The sequence below is a fragment of the Roseimicrobium gellanilyticum genome (genome assembly GCF_003315205.1).
GTDB lineage: Bacteria > Verrucomicrobiota > Verrucomicrobiia > Verrucomicrobiales > Verrucomicrobiaceae > Roseimicrobium > Roseimicrobium gellanilyticum.
In genome coordinates this window covers 287,683-304,476 of record NZ_QNRR01000004.1, presented here as the reverse complement: position 1 = coordinate 304,476, position 16,794 = coordinate 287,683, and the positions used below count along the sequence as shown (strand labels likewise).

12 protein-coding genes are annotated in these 16,794 nt (G+C 59.1%); 1 reads left to right on the top strand and 11 read right to left on the bottom strand.

Annotation, left to right across the window (positions count from 1 at the left end):
• Positions 1–30: 30 nt before the first annotated feature.
• The 8 genes from DES53_RS13715 to DES53_RS13675 form a co-directional block, all read right to left on the bottom strand.
• Positions 31–501 carry a nuclear transport factor 2 family protein gene (locus tag DES53_RS13715; RefSeq protein WP_113958837.1) on the bottom strand — a complete coding sequence of 157 codons (471 nt, stop codon included), beginning with the start codon at positions 499–501 and terminating at the stop codon, positions 31–33.
• A gap of 103 nt (positions 502–604) precedes the next feature.
• Entirely contained in the window at positions 605–1,048 is a 444-nt protein-coding gene (gene cynS / locus DES53_RS13710) for a cyanase (RefSeq protein WP_211325555.1), read from the bottom strand.
• A 98-nt stretch (positions 1,049–1,146) separates the two neighbouring features.
• Entirely contained in the window at positions 1,147–1,725 is a 579-nt protein-coding gene (locus DES53_RS13705; protein WP_113958836.1) for a TetR/AcrR family transcriptional regulator, read from the bottom strand.
• Positions 1,726–1,902: 177 nt separating this feature from the next.
• Positions 1,903–3,270, bottom strand: a complete 1,368-nt coding sequence (locus tag DES53_RS13700; protein WP_113958835.1) for a RasGAP domain-containing protein — start codon at positions 3,268–3,270, stop codon at positions 1,903–1,905.
• Positions 3,271–3,667: 397 nt separating this feature from the next.
• Positions 3,668–5,191 (bottom strand): RasGAP domain-containing protein, encoded by a 1,524-nt coding sequence (locus DES53_RS13690; RefSeq protein ID WP_113958833.1) that lies wholly within the window; start codon positions 5,189–5,191, stop codon positions 3,668–3,670.
• A gap of 87 nt (positions 5,192–5,278) precedes the next feature.
• Positions 5,279–6,706 (bottom strand): sulfatase family protein, encoded by a 1,428-nt coding sequence (locus DES53_RS13685; RefSeq protein ID WP_113958832.1) that lies wholly within the window; start codon positions 6,704–6,706, stop codon positions 5,279–5,281.
• 111 nt (positions 6,707–6,817) lie between these two features.
• Complete coding sequence (locus tag DES53_RS13680; protein WP_113958831.1) at positions 6,818–9,079, bottom strand: sulfatase; 2,262 nt, start codon at positions 9,077–9,079, stop codon at positions 6,818–6,820.
• A gap of 198 nt (positions 9,080–9,277) precedes the next feature.
• Positions 9,278–10,813, bottom strand: a complete 1,536-nt coding sequence (locus tag DES53_RS13675; protein ID WP_113958830.1) for a N,N-dimethylformamidase beta subunit family domain-containing protein — start codon at positions 10,811–10,813, stop codon at positions 9,278–9,280.
• A 151-nt stretch (positions 10,814–10,964) separates the two neighbouring features.
• Between DES53_RS13675 and DES53_RS13670 the strand changes: the two genes are divergently transcribed.
• Positions 10,965–11,336: an ankyrin repeat domain-containing protein gene (locus DES53_RS13670; protein WP_113958829.1), complete on the top strand. Its 372-nt coding sequence runs from the start codon at positions 10,965–10,967 to the stop codon at positions 11,334–11,336.
• 493 nt (positions 11,337–11,829) lie between these two features.
• Here DES53_RS13670 and DES53_RS13665 read toward each other — a convergent pair whose 3' ends face one another.
• The 3 genes from DES53_RS13665 to DES53_RS13655 form a co-directional block, all read right to left on the bottom strand.
• Positions 11,830–12,873, bottom strand: coding sequence for a cation diffusion facilitator family transporter (locus DES53_RS13665; protein WP_113958828.1), 1,044 nt, complete (start codon positions 12,871–12,873; stop codon positions 11,830–11,832).
• 108 nt (positions 12,874–12,981) lie between these two features.
• Complete coding sequence (locus DES53_RS13660) at positions 12,982–13,644, bottom strand: hypothetical protein (protein WP_170157096.1); 663 nt, start codon at positions 13,642–13,644, stop codon at positions 12,982–12,984.
• 168 nt (positions 13,645–13,812) lie between these two features.
• Positions 13,813–16,749, bottom strand: a complete 2,937-nt coding sequence (locus DES53_RS13655) for a TcdA/TcdB catalytic glycosyltransferase domain-containing protein (RefSeq protein ID WP_147263396.1) — start codon at positions 16,747–16,749, stop codon at positions 13,813–13,815.
• Between the last annotated feature and the right edge of the window lie 45 nt (positions 16,750–16,794).

Genomic DNA, 16,794 nt, shown 5'->3' with positions numbered 1-16,794 from the left:
CGTGGAGTCGCGGGGTGAAAAGACAACGCACTACAGCCCAAGCTCTGAAAGCGACGGATGATCATCCGGGCGGCGCCCCAGCGGCCAGTGGTACTTGCGTTCGCTTTCCTTGATGGGGTGATCATTGATGCTGGCAATGCGCCGCTGCATGTAGCCGTGTTCATCGAATTCCCAGTTCTCATTGCCATAGGAGCGGAACCACTGGCCTGAGTCATCATGCCACTCATAGGCGAAGCGCACCGCGATGCGGTTATCGTGGAATGCCCAGAGCTCTTTGATGAGACGATAGTCCATCTCCTTGTTCCACTTCCGTGTGAGGAACTGCACAATGGCCCCGCGACCCGTCAGGAACTCTGCGCGGTTCCGCCAGACGCTATCGACGGTGTAAGCGAGGGACACGCGCTCCGGTTCGCGAGTGTTCCAGGCATCCTCGGCCATGCGCACTTTCTGCGCAGCGGTCTTGGAGGTGAAGGGGGGAAGCGGTGGACGCGGATTGGACATGGCAGTTATTTTTTGGGGTGAAAGGCACAAGAGGACGAGAGCTTGCGAAGCCCGGCAGCAGTCCCGCTGCCGGGCTGTGTTTGAGGTGCGTTCTAAGGGAGGTTCACCATTTCTTGTACCCGAGGAATTTCCCGCTCATGGTGATGCCCACGCGGTCGCCCTTGGGATCCGCAATGCGCTCCACGCTCATGGTGAAATCGATCGCGCTCATGATGCCGGGACCGAACTTCTCCTCGATGATCGCTTTCAGGGTGGGACCGTACACATAGATCAGTTCCTGAAAGCGGTACTGCAGTGGCTCCTTGGAGACCGTGGGGGCATTGGCGCCTTTGTCAGCATACACTGTGAGAGCGGCTGCCACTTCCTCTCCCAGTCCCAGGTAGTCCGCCACCCGCCCTGCCTCGTCCGCATCGAGCGCATTGTCACCGAGGCACGCGGAGGTGGTGAATACTTCGGAAAGCCCGGCAGCTTGGGCGATGTCCGTCCAGGTGACTTTCTTTTCCGTCTTCGCCGCGAGAATGGCGGCCGTCATGGTCGTCTTGGTCATGCAGTAGTATTTGTTATGGTGGCCGGGAGAGGAGTACCGGCTGGGTTTCTGCGCGTGCGAAAGGGGGGGAATGGATATGGGCATGGAGTGCGGGCGCCTCAGCCACGCGTCTGGCGTTTGGGAGGCAGCAGGATCTCCGGAAGTGTCTGCAGCCCACGGATGAAGACCTTCGGGTCCTCCATGCACCGGGCGAGTACGAGGGTGCCCTGGATGGTGACGAGCACCCGCTCCGCCCTCTCACGGGCTACAGCACCCGTGGCGCCATGCTCGCGGGCCAGTCCGGCCAGCGCCCTCGCCCAAGCGTTCATGGCCTTGCCAATGCCCTTGAGGAAGGGATTGTCGCCACCACCCAGGCTGAGCGTATCAAAGATGCAGGAGTGACTCCCCTGCCCGTAGAAGGCGCACACGCGGTCAGTCATGTCCTTCAGTCGTTGCACAGGCGTTCCGGCGCCTCTCAAGGGCGCGAGTATCTTTCTCTCAAGGGAATCGCTCACACCATCCAGCACAGCCTGCGCCATCTCCTCCTTCCCGCCGGGAAAAAGGTGATAGAGGCTGGCCTTCTGCAGGCCCACGTCCTTCGCAATCATGGTGAGGCTCGCGCCCTCATACCCGTGCTGGCGAAAGACACCCAGCAAACGGCGGACCACGTCTTCACGGGAGACCTTTTGCAGGGGCATGCGGCCCAATTATACCGAACGTTCGGTATGGCAAGTGAAAAGAATGAAGTCGTGAATCAGGATGGCTTGCTCATGAAAGCCAATTCCCCTTCCGCACCCCACCCCATCAACATGAAAAACGCTGACGCCGGAGCATCCGACGTCAGCGTGAATGGTTGTGGGAGCGAGGCTATCAACTCACACTGAGACTCCCTTGCCCTGCGACTGGCCCTGGCCTGTTTGCGGTGCCTTGGGACCCAGCTTCTCGCGGACGGACATGACCTTTTCCTGCTGGTCGATCTTGGCCTGAACCTTTTCAGCCTCAGGTTTGACGGTTTCGTGCATCAGGATGGCCTTGTCCACCTGCTCCTTGGAGAAGCTGGACTCCATGTTCACGCTCTTCGCGGCATTGTTCAGGGTCACCACATCCTTGGCTGTTTTCATGGCCAGCAGGTACTCGGCGCGGTCGACTTTCATGCCGTCCAGCTTCTTCTGCAGGTCCTCCATGCTCGTGCCATCCTTCACGGACTGCTTGGCCAGTTCCGTCACCTCGATCTTACCCTCAATCTTTTCAATCTCGCCTTTCACCCCCTTCAGGCCGTGCTGGAAGAAGGCCTTGAACTTGTCGCCGAAGGTCGGGTTCTGCTCAAGCTGGGTCTTCTTGTCATTGAGTTCCTTGAGGCGGTCATTGAACCCTCTCAACGGGATTTCCGACACGAAATTGTTAATCGAATCCGAGCCCTGGGAGACGGCTTTGAAGGCATCAAGGGTCCGGCCCATGTTCTCCTTGGTGCGCATCTGGTTGACCACCTGGTTCTGCTCCTTGTCGGTGCCAAGAGGATTGTCGAGTGGCCTGTTGATGGTGTTGCCGAAAGTCAACGTGGCCTTGTTGGCGCCGAACATCAGCTCGCCGACGTCCCGTGTCTCCGGTTTGAGGCGCAAATCCACGGCATCCTTGTTTACCTGTGCGAGAGCCCCTCTCAGCAGAAGGGTGTTGGAGACAACGGTATTCTTCGCGCCCTGGTTTTCGCCCAACGGTTCGAGCGCAGCCTTCATGAACTCCCGGGCCTCAGGTGAGAGTTTGGTCAGGTTTCGCTCACCTGAACGGATCGATTCCGTGGAGATCTCACCGGTCACTTTGAGAATCTGGGCCTTGTCCTGCTCACTTACACCGTCGTAGTTCCCGAAGGGATTCATCTTGCCATTGAGCGAGCTCGGCAGTTGGGATTTGGCCTGCACCGTCGCAGTCAAGGTGTCCTGACGCACCGCATCAATGTAATCCTTGGCGTAGACATTCATGTAGTCGGTCATGAATCGCGTCGTGATCGAATCCGTACGCATCATGGTGGTGGGATCCGCGGTGGCCTTCTTGAGCTCGTCCTGCACGCCAGCCTTCACGAGCTTCTGGTAGACTTCCTGCTTCTCCTGGGCAGTCAGGGTGCTGCTCTCGATTTCATTGAAGATATCGGTGCCGACCTTGTTTGACTTCTTGTCCTGGTCCGGACCGTCATACAATAGGCGGTCGGTGTATCCCTGGACAAGTTTATCGATGTGCTCTCCTGGCATGGCTTTGTGAAGTTAGGTTGAATTTTAGCGGCAGTTCGACTCGGTGCGCCAGGGGGGGGGCAGGCGTTGGAGGAGGTTGTCTACAAGTACAGGTTTCGGCACGATTTCCCCAGAGTTACGCCATTGCCACACTTTTTTTGCTGTCACGCTGTTCCAGCGAATGCTGCCAACAATCGAAAGCTCCGGTACCAACTCAGGCTGGGAGCTGTCGAGATTGACAGCGGACGCCGCCTTTGGCCCGAGGTGGAGATGCTGGAAGCACTGTCGCGCCGCGGGCGTTTTTTCCAGTGTGGCCACCAACCCGCCGGTGTCAGCCTCAAAATGATTCACGCCGGCACCAGAGTATCCGGCGCCAGCGTGTGTGCGTTCCAAGTGTTGCAGAAGCTTATCCGTGAGCTCAGTGGATCTTCGTACCGGTCCCTTGCTGTTGCTTGTGACCCTGACCATGGCTCGCCTCCTCGGGCGCCAGCTTCTCACGAACCTTGACGATCTTCTCCTGCTCCTTGATCTTCGGATTGAGGTCTTCCTTTTCAATCTTCGCCCGCGCGTGGGTGTCCAGAGCCTTGTTCACCTGCTCGTCTGACATGCTTGGCGTATTGCCCATGCTCTCCTCAAGGCGTCTCAGTCCCACAATGTTCCTGGCCGACTCCATGGCCAGAGCGAACTCGGCGCGGTCGACTTTCATTCCCTCCAGTTTCTTCTGGAGTTCGTCCAGGCTCTTCCCCTGCACCATGGTGTCCTTTGCCATGGTGGTGATGTCGATCTTACCCTGGAGCTTCTCGATCTCGCCCTTCACCCCCTTGAGGCCATGCTGGAAGAAGGCCTTGAACTTGTCGCCGAAGGTCGGGTTCTGCTCAAGCTGGGTCTTCTTGTCATTGAGTTCATTGATGCGGTTGTCGAATCTCTTCAGGCCCACAAACCTGTCGATTGACTGCGATCCCTCGGCGATGGCCTTGTAGGCGGAGAGTGTCTGGCCCAGTCCCTTCTCGTTGCGCAGATTGTTCACGGTTTCATCTTGGGGTTTGCCCTGGCTCACCTGCTCACCCAACGGCTTGTTCACGAAGTTGGCATACGTCTGCACGGCGATATTTGCGCCCAACATCAAGTTACCGACATCCTTCGTGTCGTCCTTCTGACGCAGCTTGGCACTGCCGTTGAACAGGGAGGTCGATGCACCTCTCAGCAGCAGGGTGCTGGCCACGACCGTGTTCATCGCCTTCTGGTTGCCGGCTGTCGGCTCAAGCGCACTCTTCATAAACTCCCGGGCCTCAGGTGAGAGCTTGGGGAGATTCCGCTCGCTGGATTCGATTGTCTCCTTGGTGATCTCGCCACAGATGTCGCGGAGCTTGGCTTTGTCTCCCTCGCTGATGGTATTGCTATTGATGACACTGGAGCTGAAAGGATTCGTATCTTCCGTACCCACGACCGACTCCGGCAGCTGGGACTTAACCTTCATGGCCACCTTCAAGGTATCCTTGGCCACAGAATCCATGTACTCCTTGGCGTAGGTGTTCATGTAGTCGGTCATGAACCGTGAGGTCGCAGAGTTTCCGCGCAGCAGGGTGGCGGGGTCGACGGTAGTGTTCAGTTCGTCCTGCACGGCGGCCTTCACCAGCCCTTGATACACCTGCTGTTTTTCCTGAGGTGTAAGGTCCGTTCTGCCTTCGATTTCACTGAATACCTGGCTGCCAACGTCGACATTGGCCTTGGCCTTATCGAGTTCGATTTCCTCGGGTGAGGCATTTGTCAGTGCGTCGCCAAGCAGGCGCTTGTAGGTCAGCCTGTCGGAGTATTCCTTAACGAGTTTGTCGATGTCTGCCATGGCCTTTTGAAGTTGAGTTGATTTGAAGTGGTAGCTTTCAAGGGAGGAAATCGGAATGGATTGACCAAGGTTACGGTCCCGCCAGAAATTCTGTTCCATGGGTATGACGAACCGCCGCCTGGAAGCTGGTTTTCACACCGGCCTCTGCACAGGAAAGACATCGTAGTCCCTATGTGGCGAGCCTTCCTATTCCCCTCCAGAGGGTTTTGCTCCATCAGACCCCGGCTTCAGATTGTCCTTCTGCTTCTGTGCTTCGAATCGGCTCACCAGATCCGCGACAATCTCCGTCTTCGCCGCTGCGAGGTCGGTTTTCTCCAGAGGGTCTTCCGCCACATTGAAGAGCATCCATGTACTGGCAGGCGGAGCGCCTGCGGCAGCGGCTTCCTGGGCGGCCTTGCCCTTCGGCTTGCGGTTCTCGCGGATGATCTTCCAGTCGCCATGGCGCTGGCCTTCCCAGAAGCGTCCGGCACCCCAGACCCAGTAGAATTCCCGCGGACCCGAGGAGGCAGCAGGATCCTCCAACAGGGCGAAGATGTTCTGGCCATCCCACTTTGGGTCGGCATCCGCGGCCGGCTTGTATCCCGTGAGTGCGGCGAGGGTGGGCATCCAGTCGACCACATGCATGGGCGTGGACAGCTTGTGCGGCTTCAGCTTCGCGGGCCAGTTGATGAAGGCCGGCACGCGCATGCCGCCTTCATACATCTCGCCCTTGCCACCGCGCAGGGGTGCATTGCTGCTGAAGCCCGCAGCGAGGGAGGGGTCGGGCTCGGGGTAGTTGCTCCCCTTGTAGGCCTTGTGGATGCCGCCGTTGTCCGAGGTGAAGATGATGAGGGTATTCTCACGCAGCTTCTGCTTCTCCAGCGTGGCTACCACCTCGCCAATGGCCGAGTCCATGTGGGTGGCACTTGCGGCGAAGAGGCGGCGGTCCGGATCCGAGATATGCGCATTCGCATCCAGCCACTTCTGCTCCTCCACCACGGGTGTGTGCACCGCCGTGAAGGCGAGGTAGAGGAAGAAGGGATTCCCATCGTGCTTGCGAGAGATCCACTGGGAAGCTTCGCGTGCGATGAGATCGGTGGCATGTCCCTCTTCCTCGATGAACTCGCCATTGCGATGCCAGGACTTCGCGTTCTTCCGGTAGAGGTGATTGAGCGGCCCTACTGCTCCATCGAAGCAGCCATAGCTGTAGTGAAAACCATGATGATTCGGCCCCCACTCCTGCTTGCTGCCCATGTGCCATTTCCCAATAAGTGCCGTGTCGTAGCCCAATGATTGGAACATTTTCCCCATCGTGAGCGTCTCGAAAGGATAGGCATGATCCGCGCTGGCCTGTGTGCAGTGCGGACCGAACCTGCTGGGATAGCGCGCCGTCATCAGCGCCACGCGGGTGGGCGTGCACTGCGGCTGCACGTAGTGATGGTCCAGTTCCACGCCCTCCTTCGCGAGACGGTCGAGGTTCGGCGTGCGCATCTCGGGATTGTGATACCCCACATCCGCCCAACCCTGATCATCGGAGACGATGACAATGACATTGGGGCGCTGGTCTGCGGCGGTGGCGGAGAGGTGGAAGCCCAGTGCCAGCAACAGGGAAGCGAGGAAGGTAGGAAGCTTCATGCGGCTGTGTAACGCGGCGTGGGGCGCGTCATTTCAGCAACTAGGCACGTCAGGCGAAGGAAGAGGAACGGAACCTCTCCAACGCAGCCGACACACCACCCGCCTGCACCCCTATTTCACCGGCGTCGCGGCAGGCAGAAGGTCCCCGGGCTTGATGCCAAACTCATCCTGCCCCATGAAGATTTCCTTGATGGTGCTTTCCTTGTGCTCATCCCGCCATTTCACCAGCGCGGTCTTCATCGCATCGAACACAGCAGGGAACTTCTTCTTCACATCCACCTCGCAATGCTTGTCTTCAGCAAGGTCGAAGAGGCGGTAGATGGGGCCCTTCACGCCGGGAGTGTAGACCAGCTTGAACCGCTCCGTGCGCAGGCAGCGCTCCTTGGTGCGAATCACGTCCTCCTGATACTTGTCCTTCAGCACAAAGTGGAAGTCGAACTCCGGGTCGATCGTAGTGGTCTCATCCATCGCGGGAATGAAGAGAGGCTCCTCGCCGGGGATCTTGCGGCGGAAGAAGAGATAGCTCGTCTCGCCATACCATGCCAAGGAGAGGTCCGCATTTCCCTTCACATACGGGACCACACTCTTCCCTTCGAACCGCGGCTCCGGGGGCAAACCAGCAAGATCCAGCAGCGTTGGGGCGAAGTCGATCGAGCGGGTGATCTTGTCCGAGGTGCGACCGCGATTCTCAACACCCGGCACACGCAGGACGAAGGGGATGTTGTTGCTCTGGTCGCCGCCATTGAAGGTGAGGCCATGACCGAAGGTGACGTTTGGCTCGAAGAGGTCATCGCCATGGTCTCCGGTGATGAGCACGATGGTATCATCCTTCATCCCGCTGGCATCCAGCTCGGCCATGATGCGACCCACACAGTCGTCAAACATGCGTACGCAACCGTCGTAGAGCGCATCGATCTGCTCGACATCCTTCTTCGGCAGCTTTTCCCACTTGTTGCCGATATCCACGTTTCCAATGAACTCGTCCACGTTGAGCTTGAGCTCAAAGTTGTGATCCCCCTTGTAGTCCGGGTCACCCCAGATCTCGGCATACTGGCGCGGGGTGCGGTAGGGCAGGTGTGTACAGGAGTAGAAGGCGAAAATGATGAACGGCTTCTCGTCCTTGTCGCGCTCCTGCATGCGGTCGATGACCTGATTCGTCACCACATCGGGGGTCATGAAGTTCGCAAAGGACTTCAGCTTCGGGAAAAGCCAGTGGCCGGCGCGGTTGTCAAAGAACAAGGGCAGGATCTGGTGATGCAGGTACACCACCTCGCTCATGTAGACCTTGAAGTTGTCGAAATCAGAGACCGTGATGTGCTCGAAGCCCATGGGCAGCTCCTTGAAACCACAGGCGCACCAGTCGCCGATGACGGCGGTATCATACCCATGCCCACGCAGGATGGTGCCGAGCCCGGGTGCCTTGGCATTGGCCTGGGTCACCTGGTCCTTGTTCGGGAACATGTGCTGGATGCCATGCGTATGCGGATACTGGCTGGAGAACATGCTCGTGAGGCTCTCCAGCGTGGACGCAATGGGCGTGAAGCATTTCCGGAACGTGATGCCCTCCGCTGCAATGCGGTCGATGTTCGGCGAGGTCAGGCGGCCGTAGCCATTGCACGAGAGCCGGTCTGAGCGGAAGGAATCCGAGGCGAGGATGAGGATGTTCTTCGGCTTGGCCTTCTTCTTCACCACCTGCTCTCCGGCAGCAGGCTTGGGCTCATCCTTGATGAAGCCGTGGCCGGTGACCACCAATCCGATGAGAATGGCCGCAGGCCCCAGGATCGGCCAGGGCAGCAGACGCGGGCGGCGCTTCATCAGACGGCGCAGTTCATTCAGATAAAACAGACCGCACACGAGCACCGCGATCGCCGGGAAGATGTAGAGCACAAAGAACCCGAACCCCTGCTGGATGGCCGCGCCAAACCAGTCACCGAATTTCTTCCACCCCTGGTCAAAGTAGCTGTAGTTCCCGAAGTAGGGTTTGTTCAGCATGAGGCGGAACACAAAGAAGCCATAAAGCGCCCCGCATAGGGCCAGCGCGCGCCAGATGACGCCCCAGCGACCAAAGACCTGCCACTTCTGCCAGAGCAGCACGATGGGATAAATCACCGCCGTGAAGATGATGGCCACGATGACATAGGCCTTCATCACCTCCACATTGCTCCAGACAAGGTAGAACCAATGATGCCCCACGGCCACCTCGGTGAAGCGGTTGTTGAACCCGTAGGTGTTCCCCGCGAAGGTGAAGAGTGCATTGATGTACCAGCCAACGAGCGTGGCCAGCACGGTACAGACCGTAAAACGGAAGACCGTTTTACGGCTCAGTTCCTGAGTCTTGTGGAGAGGCCCGGGAGTCGGCTCGGATTGGGACATGGAGTATCGGTCTGGGGGAAAATGTAAGCGCGAACCATACCGAGATCGGGGAAACCCGCAACCCGCCAGAGATGTATGTTCTACGGAGGTTTTTTTGCCGGTCTTGCGGGGCTGAAAAGGGGGCGAATCAACCGCATACCCAGACCTGCCTCCAAAAGCTCGAACACCTCCTTGTCCCCTATCCCTCGCCCTCCTCCCCTACCCCACCGCCCTGTCCATCAAGTTCTTCGTGATCCGCTGCACCCGCGCATCCGGACCGTGGGGCCTGCTCCAGTGGGACCAGGGCAGCATATGCCCGGGAGGGCTGCTCAGGCCCTGGCACCAGAAGATAGTGGAGGCATTGAAGACAAAGTTCCCCTTCGGCCCCGGATAGATGGTCGCGGTCCAGTTTGAGGGATTGGTGCCCCCCTGCCAAGCCGTGCCAGCAGCGACGACTTCCAGGCCCTTGATATCCGGCGGGTCGCCATGGTACTCCCAGCCGATAAGCCCGGGGATGGCTTCCCCCTTCTTCATGCCCGTGCCTTCGAAGATCCAGTGGTCTGGCTTTTCGCAAATCCAGTCCCCGCCACCGTTCACGGGGCGGATGTTCCGTGAGCCCATGAGGTAGCCTTCATCCGGACCGCGCTCCGGGAAGGGGCCGTGCTGCTCAGCGCGCTCCACGGCCCACTTGTGCTCTCCTCCATAGGGACCACCGCGGAACATGATGCGGTTCTCACGTCCGTCGAATCCCGGCCGCAATGGCGTGACCCAGCACACGGAGTTCCCGGAGAAGAACATCACATTCACCCCCGCATCACGCAGGGCCACGACGCTGTTGTATTGATCGATGTGCCAGTACTCGTCATGCCCCACACTGAGGAAGGCCTTGCACTTCAGTGCGCGGTCGGGTGTGCGCAGGTCCACATTGGAGCAGTAAGTCACATCGTAGCCCTCCTGCTCCAGCCAGTAGGCCATGGGGAACTCAAAGCACAGCCACTCCCCGGAGCCGATGGATTGCGGATTTTCATAGATCTGCGCATACTTCGCATAGGGTCGGTCATAGCTGACATCGGCCCAGGGCCCCTGGTTCCCCTTGGGGTGGGTGTAGATGGAATACTTGTCCGGCCAGCGATTGTAGGCCTGCCAGGTATTGTCACTGCACTGCAGCAGGATTTCCGCGGGACGATCATCCTTCACGATGAAGACGACGTAACTCTGCCAGTACGGGCCTTCATCCGGAAGCGTGGTGAGGCGACCGAGGTATACGCCACTCACCCAGTCCTCCGGAATCTTCACAGAGGTGCAGGCCTCCCAGCGGCATTCGTGCAATTGCTTTTCACCCATGGCAGGCGTCTCTTGCGTCTTGCCTTGGAAGGGACCGACCTTCGTCATCAGCCGGGCACCGCGCCCGCCATAGTAACCAGTACGGAAGATTTCGATTTCGAACTTCGCCACCGGTTTCGTGCTCACGAAGATATCGATGGACTCGCCCGCCTTGACGGATTGCTTTGAGCAATACCCCTCGATCAGGGAGGAGCGGAAGCCTGCGGTACTGTCGAGCCGCACACGCGTGAGTTGCCAGTCGAGAGAACCCTCTCGTGCATTCTCCTGGACAATGAGATTGGATTTCCTGGACGCGGCAGCAGGTGATTTGCTTTCAGCCGCAGCAGCAGGTTGAGAAGCATCTCGCAGCAAGGCTGACGCGACGGCGCCGGTAGAGGTGGCCTTGAGGAAACGACGGCGATTGGGCTTCATGGAAGGGGTACGCGGAATGTGTGCCGGATTTGCGTGATGGTAGAAAAGTCGCAGCGCTGGTGAGGATAGGAGGAGTGTCGGGGACGAGCAGTGGCGAAGCCGCGTGGTTTTCATCTGCACGTTTGCAGGGCTCTGTATATTGGGCGTCAACATGGCGGCGCGAAATGTCCAGGATGCCCTCGATTCCGTAGCTGACGTGCTCTTTCCCGAAGTGTTGGAGGGCGCGGCAGTGGAGATATCCAGCCACGGTTATGATGGCGACACACCCCTCCATGTGATGTGCTGGCGGGAAGACGCGGAAGGTGTGCAGCTTCTTCTTCAGGCTGGCGCTGACCCAAACGCCATCGGTGAGATGAGCGAAACGCCGCTGCATGTGGCGTGCCGGGTGGCAAACGAAAGCATCGTCAGGATGCTCCTGGCTGCGGGAGCCAAGCCCGATATTCGGGGAGAGTTCGAGGTCACACCATTCGACATCGCACAAACGAAACCGATTCTCGCCGATGTCTTTGGCAGGGACCTGTGACATCCGCTGCACTTGCTCGGGTCTCACTGCTCCTCGCAGCCTTCACTCGTTCCCTCGACGGGCCAGAGTGTCCGCTCACGCCCGACGCATCAAAGCCATCATGATGCCTCATGCATCTTGGACGCCGAAGGCGTTCCACATCGTCCAGCCCAAGGTAAGCTCCACCGCGAAGCGGTGAGCGCCACCTTGGGTAGATGCGCCCGGATGCCGAACGCTGAAAGCGTTCCACAAAAATGCCGATGCAGAATGTCGCGGACTTTCCATCTGGTCGCCATCTTTGTGGAACTCTTACAGAGTTCAAATATCACCTGAACCTCACCCAAGGTGGCGCATGCTTCGCAGGCTGACCTTGGGCTGGACAGTGTGCAACGCCTTCGGCGTAGAACTGACGCCCTGGCTGCTATCGCTACTCATCATCATGTCCGACACAGACCACGAACCAATGCAAAATGAGAAATGAAAAGTGACACGCGCGCCCCCCACCTTTCATTTCTCATTTCGCATCCGGCTTTCCTGCAGAAGCGCCATCTCCGCATTCGTCCGCGCTGCAATCCTCCCCCTCCAACTCCACCTCCACGGTGATGTGCTCGAAATCCTGCTCTCTCAGCAGGCGATGCACTTGCCTCTTCGCTTCCACGACCTCCTCGCGCGTGCTGCTGGGCTTCAGCACGAGATGCGTGGAGAGCACATGATATTCGCCATCCACCGTCCATGTCTGGGTGTGGTGCGCATTCAGCACACCGGGAAGATCGCACAGCTTCTTCTCGAACTCCTCCACATCAAACCCCGTCGGAGCACGCTGCAGAAATACCATGGCCACCTGCCGCAGGTTGCGGATCACATTCCACAGGATGAAGAGCGAGATGCCCAACGAGAGCAGCGGATCCACGATGGGCACATCCCACATCGCCATAATGCCGCTGCCGATGAGCACTGCAATCCAGCCCAGCGTATCCTCGACGAGGTGCCAGCCCGCAACCTTCTCATTCAGTGAATGACTGTGTCGCAGCTTCCACGCCGCGAACCCATTGAAGAGCACTCCCACCACGGCGAGCGCCATCATGCCGGAGGCGTGCACCGGTTCCGGATTTCCCAGGCGATGAACGGCCTGCCACCCCATGTACCCCACGCCCACCGAGAGCAGCACCCCGGAAACGAGCGCCCCCAGTGACGAGAAACGCCGATATCCGTACGTGAACCGCGCATCCGCATTGCGTGCCGACACCCTTTGCAGATACAGCGCCAACCCCAGCGTGAGAGAATCCCCCGCATCATGCAGGGCATCACTAAGGATGGCGACGCTATTCGTCCACAATCCGCCCGCGATCTCGATGCCGGTGAAGGCGAGATTCAGCAGGAACGCCGTGAGCAGATTCCCACTGGCGCCATGTGTGTGGAGATGCGCATGTGCATGTGCATGTGCATGTGCATGTGCATGTGCATGTGACTGCGACTGTGCGGGGGCCGGGGCAGGTATGTGGTCATGACCGTGCTCATGAGAATGCGCGTGCGACTGTGTTTCCGGTTCGTTGCTCATGCCACCAACGGATGATTCCTCGAATCAACCTACGCGACGCCCCGGTCCGGAGCACGTGGAAACTTGATACCACAAGCCATCACGCAAGCACATCGCAAGCTGTACGGCTCACTTCTTGGCGGGTTCCGCAGGGTCCCATGGATACCGCTCTACTTTCTGGATGAACTGCTCCGGATTCACACTTCCATCGAACTCATTGGAGTACAGCGGGTCCATCTTCTGGCCACGCAGGAGAGCAAAGCGCATGCGCACCTTCTGCGTGCCAGTGTACTCCGGCACAGGGAACTCCCAGCAATGACCCGCGGGCAGAAACACGCGATGGAAGCTGTTCCCACAAAAGGTCCGGGGAAGACTTTCGATGGGCTTCCACTTGCCGTCAGTGTCCATCGCCTCGCGGATGATGTTCAGTGTGGAGTCCGATGCGGCGAAGGTCTTCTCTGCATGGGTGCGGTTGATGAGGAGAAGCTTGAATCCACGGCTCATACCGTGAAAGGAAACCGCCGCGGAAGGAAGGGCCACGAGGGAAAGCTCATCTGGCTTGCCCGGCTTCGAGGCATCCAGCTTCACGGGATCGTTGTCGCTCTTGCCGAAGCCACCGGGACATTCCGTGTCCACACGACTGCCTGCGTGGCAGAACGCTGTACACATCGTCTTGGCATCCATCGGCTTCGTATCATCCCGAGCCGGTGGAGCCGCATCAGCAATGGCACACCCCACCAGCAGCACCGCTGGCAGCAGAGCTGTGATCAACATGAAGCATCTCGTATTCATGACGCAGGGACAGCGACGGAGTGGCTACCCTATAGCGTAAGGGGTCCGGGGAATTTTCGACAAGCGCTATTCCATCCTGCCACCCCCAAAAACATCGCGCCCCATCACCTCGTGGGTGATGGGGCGCGCAGGCATTGCGGAGGATGCCGCAGCATCACAGAGCAGGGACTACTTCTTCACCATGCCCTTGGATGGCACGAATTGGTGATCATCCGGGCTCTTGTGCGGAGCAGGACTGGCCTTGAAGAATTCGCGAATCTTCCCACCCGTGCTGGTGGCAACGCGCTGGCTGAGGTCCGGAGAATCCACGGCCTTGGCCTTCTGGCGCATCTCGTCGCGCACGGAGACGGTCTTGCTGTTCATGCCACTGAGCTGACCTTGTGTCTGGCCAATCAAGCTCTGCAGATTGGCATCACCACTGAGGTTGGGCTCGGTCTTCATGGACTCCAGCAGTTCATTCCAGCCCTGCACGCGTCCCTTGTCCCCGGTGGCGTCCGCACGCAGACGGTCATGGGAGTACACCATGGCCTTCTGCACCAGTTCACGGGCCTGCTGGGGAGTCAGGGTGGAGACGTCCACATTCTTGTAGTCGTTCTTGCCCACTTCTGAGTTGGGAACCTTGGCGTGGGCAATCGCCAGTTGAGCCTCGGGGTCGTAGGTGCCGAAGGCGATCTTGTCATCGTCCGGGCGGTTCTTGTTCAGCGAAGCGGTGATGAGGTCCGGACGCTCCAGACGCGCGGCAGTGATGAGCACATCATCCTCGCCACCCACCAGCGCGGCCTTCCGCAGGATCTCATCGCAAGCCGGTCCATCCACCGCATTCTTGTCGAGATAGGCGGTGGTCAGGAAGTCGTTCTGCTGTTTGGCAGCAGCGCACAGCAGTTCCGTGTCCACGCCCAGATTCTCCGCAGTGACCAGCATGTTGGTGCTCTTCGGCGCATCCGTGGACCGCATGTTCATGGCGGAGACGAGCTTCTTCCTCTGATCGGCATCGAGATGGTCCATCTCCACGCCCAATTCCTGCATGCGCGGAATGGTGTCGGTCGCATTGTCGAACACCGCCTTGGTGAGCAGCGGACCGGAGGCCTGTTTGAAGGTGTCCAGATCGCCGAAGGTGCCCTTGAAACGCTCCAGCACCTCCACCCCCATCCGTCCGGGAATGTTCTCACCGTCCAGAAGCTGATGAATGGCCTCCGGCTTGTTGTGCGCTTCCGCAAGCGCGATCACGGTATCCACCTGTCCGAAGCCCGCAGCCTTCTTCACGGCGTCATCGATCTTCGGATACGTCCTGAAGGAAGGCAGGGAGGACAGGTACTGGATGGCATCACGGTTTCCACCGATGATGGCTGCTTCCACGACGTCGAGGCTCCCACCTTGGGGGCCACCCTGGCTGCTGCCGCCATCCAGACGTTGCGAGGTCTGCACGCTCAGGTCGTCCAGCATGCCATTGTCCTTCGCATAGCGGAGGAATTGCATGTTCCCTTCCAGCGCCGCTTCTTGCACGGTGAACTTGTCCAGTTCCAGATTCGCCAGGTTGCCGTCCCGGAGGAAGTCCAGCGTCTCCCGGGAAACAGGAAGATCCTTCGGCAGGCGCAGCGTGGTCACCAAGCCGTTCACCCCATTGAACTCATCACGCGCCAGCGTCTGCAGCGTGGCGTGGATGGCCAGTTGCTGCTCCTGCGGAGTGAGGTTCGCGAGGTGGGGCTTGATATGATTCATATCAAGACGTCCCATCTCATTGGGGATGGTGTAGCTCAGTGCGGTGACGCTCTTCTTCACCGCGTTGGCAATCTTCGTCCGGCTCTCGTCGCTGATGGCGTCCACCTGCGGGAGGCGCGGAGGCTGCGTGGCAGCCACCCCCGCCCGATGATGCAGCGCATGGGGCGTGGGCAGATCACCAATCCTGCCGGCGAGAGTGGTGGGATCCGTCTCACCGGTGAAGACCTTCTCACCGGTCCAGCTCGTGGTTCCCGTGTACGTATTCACTGAACCGAGGGGCATCAGCGCCTTGCCGCGCCGCTGGGGATCCACCGTGTCACGCATGACAGAGGGGCCCGTACGCGTGATGACTTCCACACGAGAGGCACGGTCACCTTCGTCCACCGAGAAGCCATTGTTCTTCAGTTGATGCCGGTCCTGTTTGTAGTTGTCCTGGATGCGATCGAGGATGGTCTCCACGGCCGGACTGCCTTTGGGAGCCATCATCGCGCAGTTCTGATAGCGGTTGTTTTCATTCCCCGCGGCGAATCCACGCACTTCGATCACGCGCATGCCATTCAGCACTGCCTCCCGCTCCGCATCCGTCTCGGGCTCAAGGACGGTGTTGGTCCCGACCTTGGCCTGCGGGACGATGACGCGCATCACGTTCTTCTCGGCAGCCTCGGTGATCTTGTCGAGAGGCACTTGAATCGCCTTGTCACCGTCCACATACATGCCACCGAAACGCTTCAGCACTTCCAGCCGCACGATGTCACTCGCGGCGGCACGACCACTGCCGGACTTGTTCTGTTCCAGCTTGCAGATGTGGTGCGCGGACATCTTGTTGTTGCCGCCGTAGACTTCATCAATGCTCGCCAGCACGACGTTGTTCTCCGCAGCCCACTGGCGCATCTTGCCGAGCGTGGAGTCGTCCGGGGCATTGTTCAGCGCGTCACGGCTCTGGTCGGTCCAGAGCACCACGGTCCAGTCAGGATTGTCCCGCTTGTTCTTCGCCAGGGAATCCATGAAGGCCTTCTGCTTCGGCACCGTTTCATTGAGCGGATTGCCCACCCAGATGGAGTGCTGCAGTGGCGCGATGCCGTTGGAGAGAGGCTTCGGCGCCAGCTGATCCGGAGCGAGCTCGCCCACGTCCGGCATGTCGCGGTGCGGATCTTCATGCTTCCGCGCCATGTTAATCTTCTCAAAAAAAGCCTGGCCCTGATCCTGACCCAGGTTTCCAAAGTCATAGTCACTCAGAGGACTGTCTGGAACAGTGCTGATGAGACCAAAGGGATCGAGATTTTTCCACGTACCAAAATCAGGCTGTTCCCCTGTGGTATAGCCAGGATCCAGGCCCGGCATGATGTTGGTATCGATCAGATCGTTGATGACGGCGTCGGTTGGCATAATGGGAGAAGGTTCGGCGATGGATGGAGAGGCTGCCTCCGGAGC